This is a genomic window from Rouxiella sp. Mn2063 (assembly GCF_049319665.1).
GTDB lineage: Bacteria > Pseudomonadota > Gammaproteobacteria > Enterobacterales > Enterobacteriaceae > JBMOUD01.
Map to the genome: position 1 here is coordinate 285,827 of NZ_JBMOUD010000004.1, position 24,946 is coordinate 310,772.

Annotated in this window: 23 protein-coding genes; 2 read left to right on the forward strand and 21 right to left on the reverse strand. The window is 49.1% G+C overall.

Annotation, left to right across the window (positions count from 1 at the left end; translation table 11 throughout):
• Positions 1-47: 47 nt before the first annotated feature.
• From ACL9RG_RS08815 to ACL9RG_RS08860, 10 genes are all read right to left on the reverse strand, one after another.
• Positions 48-1,964 (reverse strand): BglG family transcription antiterminator, encoded by a 1,917-nt coding sequence (locus ACL9RG_RS08815; RefSeq protein WP_422792217.1) that lies wholly within the window; start codon positions 1,962-1,964, stop codon positions 48-50.
• 182 nt (positions 1,965-2,146) lie between these two features.
• Positions 2,147-3,340, reverse strand: coding sequence for a lactonase family protein (locus ACL9RG_RS08820; protein ID WP_422792218.1), 1,194 nt, complete (start codon positions 3,338-3,340; stop codon positions 2,147-2,149).
• A 111-nt stretch (positions 3,341-3,451) separates the two neighbouring features.
• Positions 3,452-4,192 carry a 2-dehydro-3-deoxy-phosphogluconate aldolase gene (gene dagF / locus ACL9RG_RS08825; RefSeq protein WP_422792219.1) on the reverse strand — a complete coding sequence of 247 codons (741 nt, stop codon included), beginning with the start codon at positions 4,190-4,192 and terminating at the stop codon, positions 3,452-3,454.
• Between the two features lie 46 nt (positions 4,193-4,238).
• The gene (locus ACL9RG_RS08830; RefSeq protein ID WP_422792220.1) at positions 4,239-5,345 is read right to left on the reverse strand and encodes a DgaE family pyridoxal phosphate-dependent ammonia lyase; all 1,107 of its coding nucleotides are present in this window, start codon (positions 5,343-5,345) and stop codon (positions 4,239-4,241) included.
• Positions 5,329-6,468, reverse strand: coding sequence for an amidohydrolase/deacetylase family metallohydrolase (locus ACL9RG_RS08835; protein WP_422792221.1), 1,140 nt, complete (start codon positions 6,466-6,468; stop codon positions 5,329-5,331). The genes ACL9RG_RS08830 and ACL9RG_RS08835 overlap by 17 nt, the downstream gene beginning before the upstream one ends.
• Before the next feature lie 99 nt (positions 6,469-6,567).
• A complete protein-coding gene (locus ACL9RG_RS08840) occupies positions 6,568-7,215 on the reverse strand; it encodes a DUF4310 family protein (RefSeq protein ID WP_422792355.1) in 648 nt (215 codons plus the stop codon).
• 15 nt (positions 7,216-7,230) lie between these two features.
• Positions 7,231-8,007: a DUF4311 domain-containing protein gene (locus ACL9RG_RS08845; RefSeq protein ID WP_422792222.1), complete on the reverse strand. Its 777-nt coding sequence runs from the start codon at positions 8,005-8,007 to the stop codon at positions 7,231-7,233.
• 129 nt (positions 8,008-8,136) lie between these two features.
• Entirely contained in the window at positions 8,137-8,433 is a 297-nt protein-coding gene (locus ACL9RG_RS08850) for a DUF4312 family protein (RefSeq protein ID WP_422792223.1), read from the reverse strand.
• Entirely contained in the window at positions 8,433-8,798 is a 366-nt protein-coding gene (locus ACL9RG_RS08855) for a glycine-rich SFCGS family protein (protein WP_422792224.1), read from the reverse strand. Before ACL9RG_RS08855 ends, ACL9RG_RS08850 begins: the two co-directional genes overlap by 1 nt.
• 56 nt (positions 8,799-8,854) lie before the next feature.
• Positions 8,855-9,181, reverse strand: a complete 327-nt coding sequence (locus ACL9RG_RS08860; RefSeq protein WP_422792356.1) for a glycine dehydrogenase — start codon at positions 9,179-9,181, stop codon at positions 8,855-8,857.
• Positions 9,182-9,623: 442 nt separating this feature from the next.
• Between ACL9RG_RS08860 and rnk the strand changes: the two genes are divergently transcribed.
• A complete protein-coding gene (gene rnk, locus ACL9RG_RS08865) occupies positions 9,624-10,034 on the forward strand; it encodes a nucleoside diphosphate kinase regulator (RefSeq protein WP_422792225.1) in 411 nt (136 codons plus the stop codon).
• Between the two features lie 63 nt (positions 10,035-10,097).
• Here the strand turns inward: rnk and ACL9RG_RS08870 are convergent, their stop codons facing one another.
• The 9 genes from ACL9RG_RS08870 to pmbA all read right to left on the reverse strand — a co-directional run bounded on the left by ACL9RG_RS08870 (position 10,098) and on the right by pmbA (position 23,359).
• Positions 10,098-11,318 (reverse strand): hypothetical protein, encoded by a 1,221-nt coding sequence (locus ACL9RG_RS08870; protein ID WP_422792226.1) that lies wholly within the window; start codon positions 11,316-11,318, stop codon positions 10,098-10,100.
• Between the two features lie 2 nt (positions 11,319-11,320).
• Positions 11,321-11,584, reverse strand: a complete 264-nt coding sequence (locus ACL9RG_RS08875; RefSeq protein WP_422792227.1) for a PAAR domain-containing protein — start codon at positions 11,582-11,584, stop codon at positions 11,321-11,323.
• A gap of 134 nt (positions 11,585-11,718) precedes the next feature.
• Positions 11,719-13,032: a DUF6396 domain-containing protein gene (locus tag ACL9RG_RS08880; protein WP_422792228.1), complete on the reverse strand. Its 1,314-nt coding sequence runs from the start codon at positions 13,030-13,032 to the stop codon at positions 11,719-11,721.
• A gap of 59 nt (positions 13,033-13,091) precedes the next feature.
• Entirely contained in the window at positions 13,092-14,405 is a 1,314-nt protein-coding gene (locus ACL9RG_RS08885) for a DUF6396 domain-containing protein (protein WP_422792229.1), read from the reverse strand.
• A gap of 59 nt (positions 14,406-14,464) precedes the next feature.
• Positions 14,465-15,754 carry a DUF6396 domain-containing protein gene (locus ACL9RG_RS08890; RefSeq protein WP_422792230.1) on the reverse strand — a complete coding sequence of 430 codons (1,290 nt, stop codon included), beginning with the start codon at positions 15,752-15,754 and terminating at the stop codon, positions 14,465-14,467.
• On the reverse strand, positions 15,754-17,685 hold the full coding sequence (locus tag ACL9RG_RS08895) for a phospholipase D-like domain-containing protein (protein WP_422792231.1): 1,932 nt from the start codon (positions 17,683-17,685) through the stop codon (positions 15,754-15,756). Before ACL9RG_RS08895 ends, ACL9RG_RS08890 begins: the two co-directional genes overlap by 1 nt.
• The gene (locus ACL9RG_RS08900) at positions 17,685-20,405 is read right to left on the reverse strand and encodes a type VI secretion system Vgr family protein (protein ID WP_422792232.1); all 2,721 of its coding nucleotides are present in this window, start codon (positions 20,403-20,405) and stop codon (positions 17,685-17,687) included. Before ACL9RG_RS08900 ends, ACL9RG_RS08895 begins: the two co-directional genes overlap by 1 nt.
• 995 nt (positions 20,406-21,400) lie before the next feature.
• The gene (cybC, locus tag ACL9RG_RS08905) at positions 21,401-21,787 is read right to left on the reverse strand and encodes a cytochrome b562 (protein WP_422792233.1); all 387 of its coding nucleotides are present in this window, start codon (positions 21,785-21,787) and stop codon (positions 21,401-21,403) included.
• 231 nt (positions 21,788-22,018) lie between these two features.
• Positions 22,019-23,359 (reverse strand): metalloprotease PmbA, encoded by a 1,341-nt coding sequence (pmbA, locus tag ACL9RG_RS08910; protein ID WP_422792234.1) that lies wholly within the window; start codon positions 23,357-23,359, stop codon positions 22,019-22,021.
• A 213-nt stretch (positions 23,360-23,572) separates the two neighbouring features.
• On the opposite strand from pmbA, the gene yjgA reads away from it, so the two are divergent.
• The gene (gene yjgA / locus ACL9RG_RS08915) at positions 23,573-24,124 is read left to right on the forward strand and encodes a ribosome biogenesis factor YjgA (protein ID WP_422792235.1); all 552 of its coding nucleotides are present in this window, start codon (positions 23,573-23,575) and stop codon (positions 24,122-24,124) included.
• 39 nt (positions 24,125-24,163) lie between these two features.
• Here yjgA and ACL9RG_RS08920 read toward each other — a convergent pair whose 3' ends face one another.
• Positions 24,164-24,457, reverse strand: a complete 294-nt coding sequence (locus ACL9RG_RS08920) for a barstar family protein (protein ID WP_422792236.1) — start codon at positions 24,455-24,457, stop codon at positions 24,164-24,166.
• Positions 24,458-24,462: 5 nt separating this feature from the next.
• Positions 24,463-24,927: a ribonuclease domain-containing protein gene (locus ACL9RG_RS08925; protein ID WP_422792237.1), complete on the reverse strand. Its 465-nt coding sequence runs from the start codon at positions 24,925-24,927 to the stop codon at positions 24,463-24,465.
• Between the last annotated feature and the right edge of the window lie 19 nt (positions 24,928-24,946).

Consider the following 24,946-nt stretch of genomic DNA (forward strand, 5'->3'; position numbering starts at 1 on the left):
CTTGCCACGGTAAGCTCTTAATCTACTAGTATTTAAGCAATAAAGAATTAAATACGACTCAGGCAATCAATAGCAATGGCTTTGAAGCTATCGAAATTCTCGCTGCTTAATAAGCGGCTCATAGAACGCTCGCGCACAAAGGTGACGAACAGGTCATAAATTGCCATCGCCTCTTCGTAATCAGCCTTGCTAATTGCCAGCAGGAAAATCACGTGCGCGGTTTCACCTTCTCCCCAGACAATACCTTGCGGTGATAACACCGTAATCACCACCGTTTTCTTCGCCAGCAGCCCGAGTGAGTGCGGCAAAGCAATCCCTTCACCCAGCATAGTAGAAACAATCTCTTCTCGTTCCAGAACCGATGGATAGAAGGCCTCATCAACGTAACCTTCCTCTTCCAGCTGGGTACACACCAAACGGAATAACTGCGCTTGGGTCATCGGTTCATTTAAAATCATAAAGTGGCGTTGATCGAAGAATTTCTCCAGCATATAAGGCCGCGTGCGGTCCACCAGCACTAACTTGCCTAATTGTGCCATCTGATATTCGGTAGGAAACGGTGATAACACCACCACTGGCTTATTACGCTCGGTTAACCGACCGTTAGAAATAACAAAATCTTCGTCGATACTCTGACATTTTTCGTAATCACGTAGGGTAATGACCTGAGTGACCTCAATTTGCGGGAACTTGCGTGCAATCTGCGCTTGGATCATCCGTACGGTCGAATTGGCGGTATCGCAGACCAACATGGCCCGCGGATGACGTTGATAGCCAATATTGTAATGCCGCTCCAGGCCCACGCCGATATGCAATACCAAAAAACCTATCTCGTTTTCACTGAGCGTATAAGGCGTATATTTTCCCCAACTTGATACCGCCGCCAGCGTCACATCGTAGGCCATCGGATAGTGCTGCTTAATATTATTAAGCAGAGGATTGGGGATATTTATCTGATACTTCACCCGAGTAATCATGGCTTTAATATGGGTAAGCAGGTCAGTTCTTAGCTGCTTATCACCTTGCAAATCATAGTTATAGTGCGCATTGATATAGTCGAGGATATAGTCCACCAGTGATTCATCATCATCGGCGTTAATATCAGTTGGCAGAATATTTTGTACCCGACGGGCGGCAATATTCACCCGTAAATAGGCCTCTTCCGCTGCGGGGATCGCCTTGCCCGCCATATTTCGCAACTCGGCCGCTAACTTGGTAGACACCCGTTCAACTGCAGGATCGCCCTCTTCAGCATCAAAGTCAGTCAGCGGATAGCCGCCAGCAATACGCTTTAATGCCACCGCACAGTAGAGGATTAGGTATTTCTCCCCTTCATCAGTCAGTTGAATCGCCGACTGGGTTAATAACTGATGCATAAATTCGGTCAAAGGGGTCAACACTGCGGGTTCGAAGCTTTCTGCTTTCAGCAGCGGGTTAATTTGGTCTTCACTGTTTAACTGAAAGACCAAATCGGTCAGGCAGGCGCGAATTGCCAGCTCAGACCCGAACAATTTCATGCCGTAACGCGGTTTGGTTTCGATATTTAGGTGATAGCCTGTCAGATGTTCTCTAACCTCAGCCATATCATTTTGCAACGTCCCCCGGCTGATGAACCACTCATCGGCCAGGTCTTCCAACTTAAGAGAAAAAGCAGAGGTTAAAAAACGAATCAACAACGCATTGACCCGCTCAGCCGCAGTACGTGGCGTAGGGTTGACGCGGCGATTAAGCTCAGCAAAGGCGGCAAACAGTTCGCTGTCATCAACAGTCAGCTGATAACCACTGCCGCGACTGTGTACAAAACGCGCGCCATATTGCGCCATGATCTCATTGAGCGCGGTAATATCCGCGCGCACCGTACGCGTCGAGACAGCCAAACGCTTTGCCAGCTCTTCCTGCGGCAAAGTCTCAGCCTGTAAAGCGTCAAATAAATGCGCCAATCGTTGATTAGGAAATCTCACCATCGTCCTTTCGCTATTTGTATACCCAAGAAACGTCAAGTTACAGGTAGGCAGCAATCGAGAGCAGCCACCAACCCTGCAATTTAAAGTATGACGGGTATAACTTTTAAAAATTAACGGTGGGATAACCCCATGTCGTCCCACCGATTGATAGCAAACTTATTGCCAAGCGCATCGCTCAAAAATCAGGGCACAATCACCATCTGTGACGGGCTGCCTATTGCAGTATAGTCGTCAATAAAAGTTAGCTTGCCATCCTGAGGTTCAATCTTAAATCGCGTGATGTTATCGCTACGCTGATTCATGGCATAAACATACTGGCCATTGGCTGATAAAGTCAGCGTGCGTGGATAATCTCCGTGCGTCCAGACTTCGCCCCCCCAATGTAACTCGCCCTCTGCATTAACATTGATCAACGCAATACTGTTATGCAGGCGGTTTGCAACATAGAGATGACGCCCGTCATGGCTAAGTACGATCCCAGCGGCAAAATTAGTGCCTTTATAACTGACAGGAAGAGTCGACAGACTGTGTAATTCGCTCAGCGTGCCTTTTTCAGCATCAAAACGATAACTGGTCAGTACCGAGGCTTCTTCATTGATTAAGAAAACGATTTTTCCATTAGGGTGGAAGACAAAATGTCGAGGGCCAGCTCCCGGCGACGACGCCGAGATAAAGGCTGGTGTATTGGCTTCCAACTTACCGTTGTTCAGTTTCCACTGATAGATACGATCCAAACCAAGATCGGTCGAGAACACAAACTTACCGCTAGGATCGGTGGCGATCATATGAGCATGCGGGCCATTATGATCGCTGGCAGCAAAACTACCTTCCACCGCTGCCGCAGGTTTCGCCGCGCCCGCAAGGCCTTGATCCTGCTGAACATCGCTGGCCTCCCCCAGTTTTCCGCTGCTATCAATTGGGAAGACGGCAACCGCGCCGCTAATGTAATTGGCTACCAGTAAACGATCGCCTGTTGGCGTCAAAGAGAGATAAACCGGACCGGCTCCCTGCGAATCAACCTGATTAATCAGCGTCAGGCTACCGTCCTGCGAATTAATACGGTAGGCCGCAATCGCGCCATGTTTTCCGCCATTGTAGTTATCGATTTCACTACCAACATATAGCGTTTTGCCATCGTGGCTGGCAACCAATTGCGACTGATTAGGTAATTGGCTGACGAGTACCCGTTCACTCAGTGCGCCACTCTTTGTATCAAGCTTGAAGCGGTACAATCCTTCCCCGTTAGGGTTGTAAGTACCGACATAAGCATAGTATGTCGTTGCTTGCGTCATCACTTTCTCTGCAGCCATCAGCGGTGTAGCGGACATTGCCAATAGCGCTGATGATAGGCCTGAAATAAACAACCAGTTTCTCATATTCTATCCCCATAAAATACGCGGGATCATTTTCCCGCATATTTAGGTCGCTGATTCTACAAATAAAAGTGACTTATCCTGCTTTTTGATATGCACCGCGCAGGATAAGGTTTAGCCCACCAGTTTTTTCACGCTGGCTAACAGTGTTTTGACATCCTGCGGGCGGGTATTACCGCTGGCGCTATCAATGATTGAGCTGTAAATATGCGGGATCACTTTGCTCACACCGGCTTCCAGCGCGATGGTGACAATCTCTTCAAAGTTTTCCAGATCGATACCACCGGTTGGCTCCAGCCAGAAATCATGCTGCGCACAGGCTTTGGCAACGGCAGTGTATTCTTCACGCGTTTTCAGGCCGCCCATTGGGAAATATTTCACCGAGCTACCGCCCATATCTTTTAGCAATGCAATAGCGGTTTCTATCGGCACAATGCCATCACTGGCAGCAGAACTCAGAGGACCAGTGGAGATTTTCACCATCCCTACTTTGCCGGTTGGCGAAATCAGGCCGTTAACGATGCTGTCATTCTGGCCAAGCAACGCACGACTGGTACCAACGCCGGTAAACACTTGATTGACGTGCTGGGGCTGCACTTGCTGGGAAATCTGACTGACCATCAACGACTGGCGCGGATCGCCTGCGCCCAGCCCGACCGATAGCGCGTTGTCGATAAGCGCGGCGTAAGCCTTCATATCTTCTACCGCGCTGGCGACATCAGCATAGTTCTTCGATAACACACCAACCAATACATGGCCTTCCGCCGCTTCGTAGATCTCACGGGCATTGTCTTTCGAGCCAGCCAAGACGTTCAAACATACGCGGTCGCGGTAATAATTCGGGGTAAGCTTCATGCTCTTCTCCAGTTATTTTTTCTTAATTAGTTTTTTGGATGATTTTTTAAACGAATAACTGCTTGATGCACTGCGCGATAATCTCGAGCTGCGGCGGCGTGACGCTGCGCACATCGACTTCGATTTTGCCTTCATTAGCGCGGTAACCGCGGAAGTAGATGGCGATCTCACCGGTTTTTAGCGCATCAACAATGGCTTTGGTTTTCCAACCGAGTGTCGCTTCATCAAAGGCGATTTCGGTACGGGCGATATCACGTCCGGCACTATCCCACACTACGCGAGCAGACACGCCGTTCAGTTTATTTAGGCTGTCGATAAACGGTGTCATTTTGTCGACCATTTCCTGGCCGGTGGTTTTTGGCAGTTGGGTATAGCTTTCAATCGCCTGAGTCAGACCGAGGATGCCTTCTTTACCTACTTTCATTGCCCGACCAATACCGTTGGATTGCAACTTAACCCATTCGACATAGTGGTGTTTACCCAATACCAAGCCGCTTGTTGGCCCTTCAATGGCTTTAGCACCGCTGTAAATCACCAGTGAAGCGCCCATCTGGTAATAACAGGTCAGGTCTTCTTCTGCGGCAGCATCGACGATCAGCGGCAGATTATGTTCGCGGGCAACGGCAGCCGCTTCTTCAACAGACAAAATGCTTTTCTGCACCGAGTGGTGCGATTTGATATACAGCAGCGCCACTGTGCGTGGCGTGATTGCTGCCGCAAACTGCGCCGCAGAACATTCGTTGGCGTAGCCCGCTTCGCGGATTTTTCCGCCGCCCAGCGTCACCATTGTCGCCACCGGCGCACCAAAGTTAACGTTATGACCTTTCGGTAATACAATCTCATTAGGCACGTTAAGCGGTTCAGCGTGCAGATTTTCCAGCAGCCAAGCGTCGTCTTTAACGATCACTGCCGCCACCGACTGTGCAATACCAGAAGAAGCACAAGACACCACCACTGCATTCTCAACATTGAGCATCTTGGCAATGTAAGCGCCGGTTTTATTCACCAGATCTTTCATTTCAAAGAAGTGATTCAAGCCGTAGTTCACGACGTCGGCGACTTCAGCTCTCGGCGTGGAAACACCAAGAATAGTCATACGGCCAGAAGCGTTAATAACTTGTTTTAAATTATATTTTTCATAAAGTGATGACATGATTTGCTTTCCCTTCATCGGTTAATACAGCCTCACCCGCCACGACGGCGACCAGAGGAACCAGACAGGACTCTCCTTCAACCGACACATTGTCTGAGTCCACAAATACCTGCGGCTGTTGGCGAGTCTCAAAAATAGTCAGATCGGCGTCGTATCCCACTTCAAGCTGGCCTTTAGCCGATAGCTTCAGTGCCTTAGCTGCATTGAGCGTGACGCAGGCGATGATCTGCTCTAGCGTCATCCCACAAATAAAGAATTTAGACATCACATGCGCGAGGCTGCGAACCGGACCATTAATACGATTGCGGCAGTAAATATCCGAGCTGATGGTGTGCGGCAAAATACCCTGTTTTATTGCCGTGCGAGCGACGTCAAAACTGAAGCTGGCGCTACCGTGACCAACATCAAGCAGCACACCGCGATCTAACGCTCGTTTAATCGCATCACGCAGTTGGCCTTCAGGGGTAAGAATGCGGTTAGGTTTACCGTTGTAGCAGTGAGTAACGATATCGCCAGCGTCCAGCACATCAGCAATATCATCCAGATTCGGTGGGTTGTTACCAATGTGCACCATCAGAGGTAACTGGTTGTTCTCTTTTTGCATCTCTTTAGCACGCAGCAATGGCTTAAGGCCATTTTCACCGACTACGCTGCTGCTCATTCGCGCTTTCAGACCGACGATAAACTGCGGATTTTTTTTAATCGCCTGATGTACACAAAGTTTGTCGATTTGCGCCATATCGGCCAGCTCATTTTGTGTAACGATGCCGGTACGGGAGATATTCAAGAAGGCGTAAACGTTAGTTTTTGCTTGGCGAGTCAGTTGATACAGATCTTCGACATCATCCGCACCGGTGCTGCCTGCATCGATAACCGTGGTCACGCCGGTAGCAACACCAATTAAGTCCGCTTCATCATGGTAGATAGGTGATTTGGGATAACAGTGAACATGGGCGTCAATCCAGCCGGCACTCACCCAATATTTGCCTTGAAGATCGAGTGTACGGGAAGCGGTAATGCTCTCGTCCAATGTGCCGATGGCAGCAAATTTGCCGTTTTGAATGGCGATATCAGTCAGGCTGCCATCAACCAACTTTGCCCGTCTGACGATCAGATCATACATAAAATGATTCTCCGTAAACTTGCGTTCCGTAACGAGAGAAGCCTCATCCGTTACGCGGCTGCGAGGACGACCTCCTCGCAGCCTGGTATCTGCTAACTCTTATAATGAAACTGGGAAGAAATAACCGAGCAGCATAGCGCCGAGGATCGCCCCACCGGTGATCGGCTTTTGCCAAATATAAAATCCTAGTGCGCCGAGTAACGATCCCAAACCAATTGGGATTGACGCCGTCATCGCCGACAGAATAATCAGCGGCCCAAGGAAACGGCCCGAGGAGTTCCCTGCCCCCATCATCACATCAGCACCAAACGTTGAGTTGCCTTGGTTGATGGTAAATTTACGCGCCAGAATAATTATGTATCCGACCGCCAGGCCAAGCACCAGACCCGTGATCAGAGACGCCGCAAAGTTAGTGACCGGGAAAAAAATCCCTGCGCCTAACAATAATGCCGGCACGCCCAGCCCAATCCCGGTCTGGATAGCACCGCCAATATCCAAAATACCGACCAGAGAACCTTCGATAATGCGTGCAAACAGGAAACTGGCACCAAAGGCCGCTACCGCACCATAAGCGCCGGTTTCCATCCCGGAGCGCAGCATTGAGACAAAGGCCACTTCGTTAAAAGCACCGATGCCGTAGGTGTAATACATATGGGTCCCGGCAAATACGCCCGCAGAGAGCAACCCGACGAAAATCGGGAATGACCACTCGGCGTACCAGAAACCACTTTTGGCTTGTTCTTCCATTTTCATGATCCCCTATTATTTACCGCTTAAGGTGTTGTGAATGCCGTTCAACCAGGTCGGTACGTCCAGCATGAATGATTGCAGTAGCTTCATATCGAAACCGCGGAAGAAACCACTCAGCACAAACAGCAGCACGATAACGGCCATCATTACTTTGGTAACTCGATTCCAACCCGCTTCTTCCACGCCTTTGCCGATCAGAATACCCAGCACCAGACCCGGTACGGCGTTACCCATAATCAACTGCGCCAGACCACCGAAAATGGTGCCCCAGAAGCCAGAACGACGACCGGCATCAATCGCCGCTAGCCAGAAAATCACGGGCATTACCGTATTCACCAACAGATTGGCAGCAGGTACCAAGACCTTGACCGCGGTGACCTGCAACGCAGGAGGAACGGCGGAAGCAGTAGAGTTAAGGAAAGCCACCACAATCATGCCGATAATGCCGCCAGCAATCGCCATCTTGCGTGGGTCATGCAGGGTTTCAGCCACATTGCGATTCTTAATCATCAATACAGCAGCAGCCCAGTTTGGGATAATGCGGTGGTCAACGTCTTGGGTGAAAGAGCCTGCTGCGACTGAAGATGCCCAGGCATTAAAGAAGAACCCCAGGCCGAAAGAGAAATGCGAAGCGGGATCGCCCTCACAGGAGTTTAATTCTCCAAGTGTACGAAAAGCGCCCATTCCCTGTACCGTTGGCGCATGGAACATACGTGCCGCACCGGCACCGACCCCCACCCCAACTAATCCGCCAATAATCAGCGATTTAAATAAGATAATTAAAAACATCAGTGTATCCTTTTGATTTATCCCTTAAATAATTGACGTTATCTCAAAGCGGTAAGTTATTCGGATAAACCGAGTAACAAAACCAACGTAAAAATAACTTCAATCACCTCGGGTATATCGCTAACGTTTTTATTTCGTGACAAAAACCACCTTGTCAGTATTAATAACTGTCAGGTTGACGGTAATGTCCAACGTCACGTAATAAGTCTTTCTTTCCCTGGCCAGAAAAAAGAACAGAAACTTTTCCTTAACAACCTTCTCTTCCGCTGTAATAACATTGACGTCCTGCGGTTCAATACGCAGCAAAATATTTTCAGTGGATTTAAGAACGGTTCTCTGTACCTGACTCAGTGCGGAAGAAAAGGCAGCGGCCTTATTTTCACCTTTCCCTTCAACCCGCACTGTGGTGGTTAATTGCTGCTTCATTACGCTTGGCCATGTTTCTTGATATACGCTTCTACTAATTTCTGACCCAGCTCTTCTTTATCCATAAAACCAAATCCTAATACGGTGCAACCTTCATTAATTGCTGTCACGCCTTCATCAACCGAACGCATGCCGTGTTTGGCTTTATACTTATATTTATTTTGCGCAGTAATAGCACCGGCACCGCCGCTACCGCAGAAAGAGATCCCCAAGCTTGCTTGCTCAGCATTCATCACATCGCCCAGCTTCATATCGGCAGCAACGCCAGGAATAACAATGGCTTTTCCGCCAGCAGCTTCAACACCTGCTGCTACTTTTTGGCCTTTACCCAAACGATCGCCAATCACTACGATGACTTGTGACATAATTTATTTCTCCAAATGAACCAGTAAGGTATTTTTAAAATGAAATGAGGCTATTTTTACAAATCGGTATTATTATCTTTCGCGACTTCAAAATGTACCGATAACAAATAAGCTTCTTCTATAGGCAAATTACTCAATAAACCAACAATATGTTCAGCTCGTTGCATTGAGTCGGCAGATATTTCGTCAAAGAGTTCTTTTTCAACTTCAGGTAAAGGTTCACCCGTTATTGATCGTAATACCATTGCTTTAACGTGAGACGCTAACATCTGTTGCTGAACATCATTGGTATAAATATTTTCAGCATTCAACATTGTCTGAATATAGGCTAATAACCTTTCAGTTATTGCTGGAGCATCTTCTAGCTTAAGAGGTTCTTTTATCCCAATTTGCTCTGCTTGATTAGCAAAGACTATTCCGTTATTCACTCGCGATTACCTCTTTCAATGCATCAAGCATGATGTATATGCAATTTCCGCCTGTATTAACCCTACCCCCATGAGCATTTTCTGTGTAGACGGTTTTTTTCCAGTTCAAACTGGAAATGTCATGACACGAGTAGATCCAATTCGCAAATTTTCCGTCAACCGGATAGCCGACTAGTTATTTAGCTATATTGCAGAGTATTAGCCTGACAAAAATCAGATTTACGGAACCAATATTTACTCGACAGCGCTTTGATTACTGCCTAGTATCGAAGAATACATACAGATAACTCGACACCCCTGCGCTTAGGCGTGGGGGTGTTGCTTTTTGTTCACCGGCCAGCGGCCGTACATAAACATCAGTGAGTACTGGTGACGATAAGGAAATATGGAGAATGTTATGAGCAAACCGACACTGACCATCAATGAACGAGATGCGGCCCGTCTGGATGCCCTATTGGAGCAACCGGCTTATGCCACGTCCGCCATCGCAGATGCGTTGAATGAAGAACTGGATCGCGCAGAGATTTTGCCGCCGGAGAAAATTCCCGCTGATGTCGTGACGATGAACAGCAAGGTACGCTTTTGCGAAGGCAAGGATGGCGGTGAACATATACGCACGCTGGTTTATCCTGCCACATTAAGCAATACCATGGAACAGCTCTCGGTAATGGCGCCATTAGGTGCCGCTCTGCTTGGGTTAACGGTTGGTGATAGTATTAGCTGGGCGATGCCAAACGGCGAACTGAGCACCGTCAAAGTGCTGGAGTTGCTATACCAGCCAGAAGCAGCTGGTGAATATTTGCTGTAATCGGTGAGAAAGGCAGTAAGTAAAGATACAGCCAGGCAGTCACACCGCCTGGCTGCAGAAAAACTATGAAGCAGGCATCACGACCGTAGCCCACAATGGGGTATTAATAGAACCGTCACCGCTTACAATGAGTTGGGGCTCGCCGCCACTGCTACCATCGGCTGCCGCAGCAATAGCAAGCCAAGGAGCAGCAGGGCCAGGGTAGCCCAAAGTCTTATCCAAATCTTGCAAGTCTTGACCTATATTGATCGGGCTCGGCAATGCTTTCAGCCCTGTGGCAATTGCTTCATGCCACACTGTCTCAACCCCCACTAGCCAGCCACAAGTCACTTGTTCAGCCGCTACCGGAGCCCAATCCAGCGACTGATGCAAAGCATAATGTAGATCCTGAACGCTTGTCTGGTGTGCTTGTTCTGGCCGATGCAAAATAGCCACTGGAGCCAAGTCAGTAGTAGTCTGAGCACTACCAAATAATAAGCCTACCACAGCTTCCGCCGTGCCTTTTGGTTGCTCGGGAGCAACCTGCAATGCCACTACTAATAATAGCGACAGTTTATTGATATCTTGATCCAGCCATTGATCAATGACAGTCAAGCCACTACCCGTCATATGAGTCACAGATTGACGAATAGGACTTACTGCCCAACTCTGCTGCCAAATAGCCTGCAACTGCTCGTGTGGCACACTCGTGTTGCTCTCAACTAACACTGCCAGTGGCATATCAGCAGGTACCGATGCCAGTAATTGGCTTATGTCGTCAAGGGTTTCACTTAGCACCCTGCTCAACAATTGTTCTGGCGTTTCTGACTCATGACGAACTAATCGACTATGCCGTAAACCTTCGTCGCTCAGCCAAGAGGCTTGTGTTTTCAGCGCTTGAGCCTTTGCCTGCAAAGCACTCCACTGCATTTCCCCTTTGGTATCATCAAGCTTACGCAGTGCACTATGTAGGCTGGCACCCAATACTTGCAAAGAGCGTCTGCCGCGTTGGGTTTCGCGCAGCAAGGCCAATTCACGGTCCTTATCCCAATGGTATGCCATTGACTGCTGGCCGTTATGCCAGATAAGACGTAACAGCAATAAGGTTAACCAGAATAAGGCTGGGATGAGCAACGCCGTACTCCAAAATGTTTCGGTATTTACCTCAGCTTTTGTACCGTTATTTAAAATCGCGTAAGCCGTTCCTCCCACAAGACCTGCCAGCAGTAATAACAGCCATATCCACCATTTAGGCCGGCGAGGTAAAGTGGCAGGCGCGGGAATAAGTTTTAAATTAATAGGCATTTTCAGCTTACCGCCGCTTGTGGCAGGCTGGTAATCAGCACGCAACCACAGGCACAAAGATGGCCGTTGAATGCGACAGGTATGCCGTGATCCTTAAAGGTTGGATGGCCCTGTGCGATAACAGTTAGACCATGACCGGGGATCGGACAACTGACCGGATCGCCCTGACGCGCCACGCCGATACCACCAAACTTCATATTGGAAGAACCGCTGAGGACCGAGCCTCCCCCCGTATGCATATCACCTATGCGAATAATCCCTTTCATTGATATGTGCCTCATATAAGTCATTGTTTGGATGTGTTCTACGCTCCTACAAAGAGCGGTGTTTATTAAGTTGTGTAAGCAAAACGTTTACTGTGCGGAAAACCCATGTTCCCTTACTTTGCTATTGGTGAACGTTATGCCTCACCCACTAACAGCCACTCCACCCATTGCTCCTGCTGAATGTATTGATCGCTTAGCGGCCACGGCCGAGGACGAAAGATTTCAACCAGATCGGTGGGCATCACTTCGCCCTGTTTAAAGTAGCGAATATCGCGCTGGCTGCTACCAATATAGGGGCGATAAGCCACTTGCCAGTAACCGCTGTACGGACAGAGTTCACCGCTGCGGCACAGTAAATAAGCCACACTATCCTTATCAAAGTTCGGCAAAGTGGGCAGCGGTCTGCCGGTTACTGGGTTGAGCTGTTTGTCTTGCGCCAGTTGCGCGATCAGCGCGGCGCTGGGTTTGGTGGGTGGCACATTGGCCTTCCACGTTTCTACCCATTCTAATTTACCGTCCCAGGCGGGCAGTTTGGCAGGCGGTAACGGGACGATGTCGTTGATTTCAGGTACTTTGGGGCTGGCATAGGAGTAACGGCTCAACATATCACCAATTATCTCGTAACGACGGGCTCGTTCAGGGTCTTTCTGCTGACCAAGATAGTACAGCTCATCCGTCGCGTCGCGTCCTTCAAATCCATGCTCTAAAAAACTAGCCGAGCTTGAGTCTCCCGCTGCAGCCCCCAATTGAAAAGCTTCCAGTGCCTGCTGATAGTGCCCTTGATCTTGTAGCGTGATCCCCAACATACCTGCTGACTTTCCGTTCCCCTGTTTAGCAGCACAACGCTCCATCTGGCTGGCAACACCTAGCGCCTTGCGACTCCTAATTAATTTTTCCGCTACATAAGCCTGCGCCAATCCGCTTCCCTCATCCGCCGCTTTGCGGTAATAGCGCAGCGCCATCTCGTCATCTTGTTTTAAACCCGCTGCGCCGTGTTGCAAATAGATAGCGATAAAGTAGTAACCGCTGGCCACATCTGCATCAATCAGTTGCTGACTAAAACGCAACCGCTCTTCTCCTGTTAAACTAAACCTTCCACGCAGCGCGCCATTTTGCAGGTTGATATTAGCTTTTACATGGCCGTTCTCGGCGGCAATGCGGTATAGCCGGGCGATTTCGGCATCGACTTCCGCGTCTTGTTTCAGCAGATTATTCGCCTGCAACCAGCGGGCGTATTTAAACAGTATATCCGGGTCCGCAGCAGGCTCCGGGAAACGTTCATGGGCGCAGGTAAAGGCCAGATTGGCGTTGATTTCGGTCAGGAGAGCGACTGATATCCCCTTGTTTACTGCAGCCGATGGACTGCCCTGATCGCAACCAGCCAGCAACAGACTAGAGAGTAATAACAAGCGCGGGTATCTCTTACTGGCTTTTATCAATCCTGTCATATCGTGCATTCCTTGCCTCCATCTGTGTAATGTTCCTTTATCCTGCGACGGGTTGAACGTTACGCCTCACCCACTAACTGCCACTCCACCCATTGCTCCTGCTGGATATAATGATCGCTTAGTGGCCACGGCCGGGGACGGAAGATCTCAACCAGATCGGTAGGCATCACTTCGCCCTGTTTAAAGTAGCAAATATCACGCTGGCTGCTGCCAATATAGGGGCGATAAACCACTTGCCAGTAACCGCTGTACGGGCAGGGCTCACCGCTGCGGCATAGTAAATAAGCCACACTATCCTTATCAAAGTTCGGCGAAGTGGGCAGCGGTCTGCCGGTTACTGGGTTGAGCTGTTTGTCTTGCGCCAGTTGCGCGATCAGCGCTGCGCTGGGTTTGGTGGTCGGTACATTGGCCTTCCAGGCTTCTACCCATTGTAATTTTCCGTCCCAGGCGGGCAGCTTCGCAGGTGGCAATGGAACGATCTCGTTGATTTCAGGTACTTTGGGGCTGGCATAGGAGTAGTTGGACAGCACACGCCAGATAGCCTTGTAACGGCGGGCACGCTCTTCATCTTTTTGTTGTCCCATATAATTCAGTTCATCACTCGGCTCCGGGTCAAGAAAGGCGGCACTTAACCAACTAGCGGATGCTGAATCTCCCGCCGCTGCCCCTAATTGAAAGGCTTCCATTGCCTCCTGATAGTGCCCTTGATCTTGTAGCGTGATCCCCAACATACTTGCTGACTTGCCGTTCCCCTGTTTAGCGGCACAACGCTCCATCTGGCTGGCGACATCCAGCGCCTTACGACTCCTAATTAATTTTTCCGCTACATAAGCCTGCGCCAATCCGCTTCCTTCATCCGCCGCTTTACGATAGTAGCGTAGCGCCATCTCGTCATCTTGTTTTAAACCCGCTGCGCCGTGTTGCAAATAGATAGCAATAAAGTAGTAACCGCTGGCCACATCTACGTCGATCAGTTGCTGGCTAAAACGTAGCCGCTCCTCCCCGGTTAAACTGAATCTGCCACGTAACGCCCCGTTTTGCAGGTTGATATTAGCTTTAACATGGCCATTTTCGGCGGCAATGCGGTACAGACGGGCGATTTCGACATCGATTTCTGCGTCTTGTTTAAGCAGATTATTCACCTGCAACCAGCGGGCATATTTAAACAGGATATCCGGGTCCGCAGCAGGTTCAGGAAAACGTTCATGGGTACAGGTAAAGGCCAGGTTGGCGTTGATTTCGGTCAGGGGAGCAACTGATATTCCCTTGTTTACTGCAGCCGATGAACTGCCCTGATCGCAACCAGCCAGCAACAGACTAGAGAGTAATAACAACCGCGGGTATCTCTTACTGGCTTTTATCAATCCTGTCATATCGTGCATTCCTTGCCTCCATCTGTGTAATATTCCTTTATCCTGCGACGGGTTGAACGTTATGCCTCACCCACTAACAGCCACTCCACCCATTGCTCCTGCTGAATGTATTGATCGCTTAGCGGCCACGGCCGAGGATGAAAGATTTCAACCAGATCGGTGGGCATCACTTCGCCCTGTTTAAAGTAGCGAATATCGCGCTGGCTGCTACCAATATAGGGGCGATAAGCCACTTGCCAGTAACCGCTGTACGGACAGAGTTCACCGCTGCGGCACAGTAAATAAGCCACACTATCCTTATCAAAGTTCGGCGAAGTGGGCAGCGGTCTGCCGGTTACTGGGTTGAGCTGTTTGTCTTGCGCCAGTTGCGCGATCAGCGCGGCGCTGGGTTTGGTGGGTGGCACATTGGCCTTCCACGTTTCTACCCATTCTAATTTACCGTCCCAGGCGGGCAGTTTGGCAGGCGGTAACGGGACGATGTCGTTGATTTCAGGTACTTTGGGGCTGGCATAGGAGTAACGGCTCAACATATCACCAATTATCTCGTAACGACGGGCGCGTTCAAGATCTTTCTGCTGGCCAAGATAATACAGCTCATCCGTCACATCACGTCCTTCAAATCCATGCTCTAAAAAACTTGCTGAGCTTGAGTCTCCCGCCGCTGCCCCCTGTTGAAAGGCTTCCAGCGCTTGCTGATAGTGTTTTTGGCCTTTTAAAGTAACCCCTAGAAAACGGGCTGATTTCCCCCCCCCCTGCTTAGCGGCACAACGCTCCATCTGGTTGGCGACATCTAGCGCCTTGCGACTCCTAATTAATTTTTCCGCTACATAAGCCTGCGCCAATCCGCTCCCCTCATCCGCCGCTTTACGGTAGTAGCGCAGCGCCATCTCGTCATCTTGTTTTAAACCTGCTGCGCCGTGTTGCAAATAGATAGCGATAAAGTAGTAGCCGCTGGCCACATCTGCATCAATCAGTTGCTGGCTAAAACGTAGCCGCTCTTCTCCTGTTAAACTAAACCTCCCACGCAGCGCACCGTTTTGCAGGTTGATATTGGCTTTAACATGGCCATTTTCAGCGGCAATGCGGTATAGCCGGGCGATTTCGGCATCGATTTCTGCGTCTCGTTTAAGCAGATTATTCACCTGCAACCAGCGGGCATATTTAAACAGGATATCAGGGTCCACAGCAGGCTCCGGGAAACGTTCATGGGCACAGGTAAAGGCCAGATTGGCGTTGATTTCGCTCAGGGGGGTCATCGCAACATCCTTATTAGCAGTAACGGTAGTCGGCGCATTGCTCTGGTCACAGGCGGCCAGCAGTAGGCAAGATAACAGTAATAGCCGGCGCATTAGTCCTGATCCTTAAGTTCATTTTTGTTGTATTGAAACTGGATTAGCGGGGCTAAAGGCTGCTGAGGCGCCTCCTTTTCATCTCGTGGATATTGCCTTTTCTGATTTTCAGTCAGAAGATCATCCCAAGCTTCAAACGCCTTAGCTGATTCATCCTGCATTCCCTTTTCTTTTGTATGCAGTTTCCACAACCGCCGCCGTAACGCTTGGGTCACGCTTGCCCAATCGTGGGCAATATTCATTTCACTGTCGACCTGCATACTGCGGGTATTAATATTGGCTGAACCGTGGGTGGTAAATACATCATTGATAATCATCAGCTTGGAGTGAATATAGACCGGCATCCATTTTTCCGCAGGGGAATCCTGCGCGACCAGTGAACAGATATGGACTTTCAGGCCGGGGATATCGACCTGCAAAATTTCACTGTCTTGAATTTCCTGCGCTTTCTTTTCAAATTCAGCCTGCTTCCTTAACCTCTCCTGGGCATGCTCAAGCGCCTCCTGGGTATGCTGGTTCATATCAGCAGGGTCGATATAAAAGCGAGGAGGTGAGTCAGAAGCCTTAAACATTTCGTTTCTCAGCTTCTCTATTTTGCGTAGCTTAGTTATTTTGGGAATAGTATCCGCACGCCCAAGGCTCTCGAGCATACGCTGTGTGTTCACGGTGCCTGGTCCAATGCCTTCATCCGTCACATTGGTTACCACAAACAGATGTAAATAACCGTCCCTATCGGGGTTACGCCCGCACTTAATCTGGTTGGAAATAGCTTCTTTTATGGCCTCAGAGAGAGAGGGCCAACGGAAATATTGATTTTCAATATAGATGAATTGCGTCGCGTTATTAACGGCATTTAAGTAGAGCTTTTCAATATCACGCCGCTTTTCCTGCTCCTGAGTACGTAGTAGCTGTGCCATCAATGGCGTGCCGTAATCTGCACGTGGCCTGAGTTTTTTAGCGACATCTTTCGCCTTGCGTAAGGTCAGCAAATCCTGCCCGGTTTCCTTACACCAGGCAGTGGCAAAATTCTCATGCAGATGCTCCAGAATCGGGCCCGTCACTCGGCTGGAGATATCCTGTCGCGGCAGATGACCACGAGGCCCGGCATTGGGCGGCAGTTTATTGTTGCCCCGGTGCTGCGCAGAGTGTTTATCCGTGTCCCAGTACTCATCGAGCATGTTATGGCCCATCACAAAACCCACCGCATCGTCCGGTAACTCGTAGTCAACCAGCACGGTCTTTTGATGGTGAGTAGGGGCGAGGGTCAAAATAGATACGGTGGAACCACTGATATCTTTATCAGTGGCTTGCTGCGAGGCACGGTAAGCGATCTCGGCACGATCCATTGCACCAAAACCGCGGCCAACGAATACTGGAGCATATGCCCTAAGCTTTTCATGACGCACTGCGTTTTGTGCACCTTTACCAAGTACACCGAAGATCATAACGGGGAATAGATCCATCCACTCGTCTTTGTAAGAATGTTCTTTAAACCACTGGCGATCATAAGCATATTGTTTATCAGAAGCGCTTTGCCCTGCCCGATCACTTACTCTGATAGCACCTTTGCCGGGTAAGTTAGCTTCCCCTGCATAACCTGCTGAATTGAATGGCGCTTCCCAGCCCAAAATACGCACCTGCACACCCTTTTCTCGAGCAATGTTATTCAACAGCTCACCAATGCAGGGGGCTTTGCCGTCACGAATAAAATACATCGACGGCTGAAATCCCCAGCAAATAATATCCACAGATTTCTTCGCATCGGCGATGGCGCGATGTACCGCCGCAAAGGCTTCTTCACCATTTACTAAAGGCATATAAGTCGCCTGCATCGGCTTGTATTCACTCTGCTGAATAAACCAAGGCGCGGTGATGGTGCACTGATTAGTGACGTCGGTTGCAATAGGGACCACAATATCGGGTTGACTCATTAGCTTTCTTCCTTATCGTTTAAGCCATCCAGTAGCTCAGCATATTGGTCACGATGATCGGTATGTGAGGCAGGCAAGTTCACTGTCTCGTTGGCCTGTAAGGTATGGTGGTGTAGACCGCGATTGGCTAGTTCCCCTTGCTCTGTATTGCGGTAAGCACTCGCTACTGGGATGTGATAGCTGGCGCCGTTAGCCATCACCAGCTTGTAAGCCTGGGTGACCACCTGATGATCAACGTCTATCTGCCCGCGCTTATCCAACACGCCTTGGGTTAACAACGCACCATCGGCATAAAGACTGTAAGGCATGCCAGCCCAACTACTGCCTGAAGCATTAGGAGATTGCGGCACACTAAAACGTAAAGACTGCCGGGCATGAATCTGCAGCGGTGGATACTCAGGATGATCCGCTTTCATACTGGCCGGACCGCTGTAGGCAAAGTCTGCGGCCTTTACAGCAAAATCACCGCTGGTGCCTTGTTCTATTTTGTACGGATCGAGGGTGATATAACTTCCCCCGGCGTTAAGGGTAATTTTCTTTTTCGCGACGATGTGGATTTCATCCTCGGTACTGGTGATCTCCAGCCCTTGCCGGGACAGCAGTTGCAGTTGATCGTTCTGCGCCTGGATCGTCACCGGCCCTTGATTAGCAATAAGTTTAATGCCCAGCTTGCGCACAAACAGGCTAAGGCCTTCGCCTACGCCAATAAACAGCCGCTTCATCACCCCCATATCCGCATCAGCACCCGCGCTGAACATAAGATTACGGTAAGCCGCCAACTGTAGATGTTTACCGCTAGTCAGCGCGATACCTTTAGGAGCACTGAGTACGGCCACCGCTTCCTTAAGTTGTTCTATTTGTTCATGCATAAAAGCGAGCTGTGCTTCTACCTGCGCGGGATCGGCTTTGGCCGTCTGGGCATCGCTGGACAGGGAGTCCATCTGTTCCCCCGCTTGCTTTAGCCGGTCCAGGGTATCTTGCATCTCCAGCATCTTATCGCTGGCTGAAGGCTGCTTATCCGCTGTAATAAAAATCCCTTTACCAGCCCTTATCGCACCCCAGGCATCGGTACGCAGTTCAAAACCTTGGCCACGCAGCGCTCTCTGGTCATCAACGTTGTGCCCCAAATTAAGCTGCGTCTTGCCGGCGTACTCGGTACTGAGCTTGATATGCTCCTCACCGCGCTTATCTTCAAAGCGCAGTTTGTTATTGGCCGGGGTGCGGATGACATTGCGGGTATTGTTTTTCTCAGTGACGTGATCAACGTGACGCGAATCATGTAGCGCATGGGCGATATAGGGCCGGTCCGGGTCGCCGTTGTGGAAGGCGATGGCTACTTCGGTGCCCTGTATCAGCGGGAAGTGAATACCGTAAACATCACCGCCGTAAGGTTTCGCCAGACGCAGCGGCATACTCTCTTGCCCCGGTTTTTTGTCGTCCTGGTCGGCATCAAATTTTACCCGATACAACCCTGATGCATCCTGCCAGGCGTAGATATCGTGGGCCTTGGCGCTGGTTACTCGCGCCATCAGCGTACCGCTGACTTTAGGACGCGGCAGCAGCGTAGGCCGCCAGCACAGCGTTTCGCTATAAGGTACAGCGTTGAACGTCACTATCAGTGCATCTTTACGGCTGGCGCTTAGTTCGATACGTACAATAACCATCGGCAGGGATAGCTGTTCCGGCAATGTGGACGGAATACTGCTGTCGATAACGGTTAAAACCTGAGTAGGCTGTAAGGTGGCATCGGTACTGATACCGGCAATCAGCGTCTGTTGTGACAAAAAACGCTCATGGTCAAGACGCGCCATGAAGTTGGCAGTTTCTGCCGTTGGGTCAAGCTTATCGCCCGTATCCAGATGGCGCGGCTTGTAGTGATAGACTTCGCCGTAAGTCACACCTTCACCATAGCCGCGCGTCATGTCCGCTTTGGCTGATTGCAGCACCTTCTGCGCTTCGCGGTGATTGTAGTCTTTGGCGGTGACACTGGCCTCGACCACCTGGTGCTGCACGTTCAGCCCCCAGATCGAGTCCGCACCGCTGTCACTCATCCCTGACGGGCTGTTCAGCGGCAAGGTTTTACCGAATTCATAGGCACTTTGTTTATCGGCAAAATGTATGACTTCTGTCTGGGTGTCAGGTTGTAAGGTGAAGAAGTAAAATATCCCCACTTCTGCCAGCAGGCGTTCTATAAACCTCAGATCTGTTTCCTGATACTGGTTTATTTGCTCACGCCTTGGGTAAGTCTGTTTGAGCGAAAATTCAAATTCCCAACCTTTCAGTCCATGTTCGGTCAGTATCTGCTCAACGACTTCCGGAACTGACTGATTTACGAAAAAACGGTGAGTGCGGAACTGTTTATCCAGCAGTACCAGAAATGGTTCGAGTGTTATCTGATACCTCGCCTGGTCAACAGAGCCTGACAACCGACGAAAGTCGGTGATGACACCGTGAACGGCTTTTTGCTCCGTCAGATTGTGCAGTACCCCGCGGCCCATCGCCAGAGTGGCCGGTTTACGCAGTAGCTGGCTGGCATCAATATCTTTGTCGGTACTGGTAAAATGAATGCAGTAGCGATAAGCCTCGCTGATACCCTCAACGCCGCTAAAATCCTCCACATCTACAGGGGATAAGCAGGAGGGGATAGCAAGGCGATAGCGGTTCAGGGCAGCACCGCTCAAATGTGTTAATACGTTGTGTACCGTACCCGTAAGATCCATGGGTTTACTCCGTGTAATAAGCTGATTTCCATAACGGTTTGCGGAAGGTAAATCGTGAAGGTAGATAATTTTTCCTACCCATCATTGTTAGGGGCAGACGAATGACTTACCTGTAATAAACTCCGCCCTTATCGTTGCTGTAGCGCTCAATTTTCATAAAACTTAAAGACATCTCCGCTTGGATACTGGTCGAACTCGGCATTAATGCATTTTCATAACTTTTTCTGAAAGCTATTTAAATATATGCTTCAACTTCCATAGATAAATAAATCCAAAGCGTTATCAAACAACATAAAATGCTTACTTCAACAATGACTTAACCCATACATATCGTTGAAAACAAGAATAGAGTCATCACTCAAGCCACAATACCAAAAAGGAATAAATGCAGTGTACTTTTTATTTATTAAAAAAATAAAATACCAGAAAGCACTTTCATTATACGGGGTTATAAAAATCATTCCCATCTTCAGTACAAATCAAAACAGACAATATATACCAACAGCATAAATATAAAACCAAAAAAACCTTATCGCATTGATATAACTTAGTTTTTACACCATTCAAAACAAACTAACCCAATGACTTATCAGACCAAGCATGATTTTAACCTCACCCCCATAGAAAAATAACTACTCAATAATGGTTAATTAATGAAATGAAGAAACAACATTTATGTCATTAAAAATAGCAGCCTCAATAAATTTCATAACATTTAAAACATGACATCAACTAACACACACAGTTAAACAATTGACATTAAAAAACCAAGAAGTTAAAAGTATTAATTTTGAATAGATAAAAAATAACATTTCAGTTTTCCACTTAAACCCCTTATTAATATTTTTTGATAACATTGACATCTATGATAAGTGCTTTCTCTATAATTATGCCCTTATGGCAACAATATGGGGATAGTTAATATACGGTACGCCAACCGGCGTACCGTAAAGTAAAAAATCTCTGGTTCAAATTTCCGCGAACCTGTTTTTCACTTATCTAAACTTCTTGTGGTTCTCATCGCGGGTTGCTTTGAAGCTTTGCGCTTCGGTCTTAGCCTGATCCAGCTTACCGGCTTTAGCCAACTCAGCGGCTTTATCGATCTGGCCAATCAAGGTGTCTAAGCCATGTTGATAATCTTTGATTTCAGGGCTGTTAGGCGCTTTGCCATCAAGTTTTGTCGGGGTATCTTTTTTCGCATCTTCTGCGGCAGATTTCATCTGAGCCAGCGCTGCCGTGAAATCGGCTGCGTTATCAGCTTTCAGAGCCTTACCGTAGTTTTCAGCGATGGTATCCATATCTACAGAGAGATCTTCTGCCATAACCATTGAACTGGCACCCAGCAGGGCTACCGTAGCGAGCACGATCAGTTGTTTACGCATGTTAATGCTACCTTCCATTTTTAATTATAGTATTACCTAATAGCTCGCTCAGAGTCGGCGAGTTATTGGCAAGTTTTTGAGTAACGACATTGCTTTTCAGCCCTATCAAAATAAAGGGCTTGAGGGGAAAGTGGTGAACTTTTTTGTAAATTTGATACAACGAAGTTGTAACATTTAGCGAGGATGGCGCGGTGATAGCATTCACCGCACCAGAATCAGACAGGAAGCGTGTTATTCGCCAGCGATTTTCATCTCAGGCAGCAGAATTGAACCGCACTGAATATTACTGCGAGTTTCAATATCACTACCAATACTCACCATATTGCGCAGCATATCCTTTAAGTTGCCCGCGATAGTGATTTCGCTCACCGGGTACTGAATCTCGCCGTTTTCCACCCAGAAGCCCGAAGCACCACGAGAATAGTCACCAGTGACACCGCTCACGCCCTGACCCATCAATTCAGTCACCAGCAGGCCTTTGCCCATTTTGCGCAGCATCGCGGCAAAATCATCGCCTTGCCCTGCTATGCGCCAGTTATGAATGCCACCCGCATGACCGGTAGTTTGCAGGCCAAGTTTACGCGCAGAATAGTTGGTCATTAGCCAGGTTTGCAAAATACCGTCTTTGACAATATCGCGACGCTCGGTGCGAACACCTTCGCTGTCAAAAGGTGTAGATGCCAGGCCTTTGAGCAAATGTGGATGTTCTTCGATAGTGATCCACTCAGGTAAAATCTGCTTACCCAGGCTATCGAGCAAGTAAGAGGATTTGCGGTAGATACTGCCGCCGCTGATGGCCCCGACTAAATGTCCGAATAAGCCCGTCGCCACTTCGGCAGCAAACATGACCGGCGCTTGCATGGTCGGTAATTTACGTGGTGACAAGCGAGAAAGCGTGCGGCGTGCGCATTCAGCCCCCACCCACTCCGCGCTAGCCAAATCATCAATGGAGCGGCCAATGGTATAAGCGTAATCACGTTCCATATCGCCGTTATGCTCGGCAATCACCGAAGCTGAAATCGAGTGGCGAGTAGAACAGTAGCTTTGTAACATACCGTGGCTATTACCGAATACGCGCAGACCGTAATGGCTGTTAAAACTACCACCTTCGGTATTAGTAATACGCTTATCGGCTGCCAATGCAGCCTGTTCGGCTCTGGCCGCTAACTCGATGCCGCGATCGGCATCGAGCTCGGTAGGATGGAAGAGATCTAAATCCGGTGCGTCAAAAGCCAGTAGTTCTTTATCTGCCACACCAGCAAAAGGGTCTGGAGAGGTATAACGCGCAATATCTAACGCCGCCTGCACGGTACGCGCAATGGCATCCGGGCTGAGATCGGTCGAGGACGCACTGCCTTTGCGCTGCTGGTAATAAACCGTTATTCCCAACGCACCATCGCTATTGAATTCAACGTTTTCGACTTCGCCAAATCGAGTGCTAACGCCAATACCGGTCGTTTTACCGACGGAGACTTCAGCCCCGTCTGAACCGGCCTTCGCCAGTTCTAGCGCCTGAGCAACGGCCTGCTCCAAGGTTTTACGCTGTTGTGCAACTTGATTGATTACGTTCATCAGCCTGCCATTTATCTGTTAGGTGTCGAGTAAACTTATTGTTCTGAGTCTACCAGAGCCCGCTCATAATTTCGCATGCTGTCAGGATTTCGCTGCTAATCTTGCTCAGTAAAGGCAATCAATCGCGCGATATCTTGCAGGCCAATGGTCAGGAAGATAGAAGCTAAAGGACAAATTGTGCGATAATGCCGCATAGAATTTAAAGGAATCCCCATGACGAAGAAAATTGATGACTGGCTCGATGACGTTCCAGATGAGAATGACAACGAAGAAGATGATGAAATCATCTGGGTCAGTAAGAGTGAAATTAAACGCGATGCCGAAGCGTTAAAAGATCTGGGCCTCGAGCTGGTTGAATTGGGCAAAAACGCCCTGGAAAAAATCCCGCTGGATGACGATCTATTGATGGCCATTGAGCTGGCGCAAAAGATCAAAAAAGAAGGGCGCCGTCGTCAGTTGCAGCTGATTGGCAAAATGCTACGCTCGCGCGATGTTGAGCCGATTCAGACCGCGTTGGATAAGCTGAAAAATCGCCACAACCAACAGGTTTCGCTGTTCCATAAACTCGAAGTGTTGCGCGACCGTCTGGTGGAAGAAGGTGATGATGCGGTTCCTGCTATTCTGGAGCTCTATCCTCACGCCGATCGCCAACAATTACGCGCACTCGTGCGTAATGCGCAAAAAGAGAAAGCCGGCAATAAACCGCCGAAAGCCTACCGTCAGATTTTCCAATATCTGCGCGAACTGGCAGAATCTAACGATTAATATCTTACGGGCTGCCCGCTAACGGACAGCCCGTAATTATTATCCTTTCGTCTTGCCCTGCGGTTTCTCCAGCAGATTGAAACGCAAATCACCGTCCAACTCTTCCTCCGCTTCTTCAAACAGCAGGACTAATGCACCAAATCGCCGTTTGCGTCCTGCGGTAAAGTTGGCGAACTCTATTTCAACCGGCAGTGCGATACCACCGGTCACTTCATCCCAGAGCGCATCCAGATTAGCGCCAAAGCTTTCACTCAAGGCAAACTGACGAGCAAACTCAGCATAAAAGCTGGGCAGATCCGGGATATGATTAAAATCGAAGACGGCTTTACTCATCGAATTCACTCCACCCGAACAAGATTGCGATAATGGTCACGGCTGACATAAATCAGCCCGTCGTTGGCAAACAGCAGGCGATCTGCACCTCGACGACCACATTGATAATTGATATCTGCTTCACGCCAGACTCTTCCTGGCGCAGCAGGCAGTTGACCTTCCCGATTAGAAAAACGATCGCCACCGATAGCCTTGCCCGGTAAAACCTGACAAAGATTACCTGCCCTTGCGTCCCAACCTTGTGCTCGCGCTTGTTTTTTGGTGACATAATAATCAGGTAAACGGTGATTCTGACGCAAATAACTCACCACCGTCTGTTCCGATGTCAGTTGGGTAATGACGCTATCAACACGTTGTTTGGCATAGCTTGGTGAGCTTAAGCCTCCCCAGACACAAAACAGGCACAACGCTATTCGCCACAGTCCTACCCGCGACAGCCCAATCTGCTGCCATTTATTGACTAGATTCATTGATACCTACTTTCCGCAT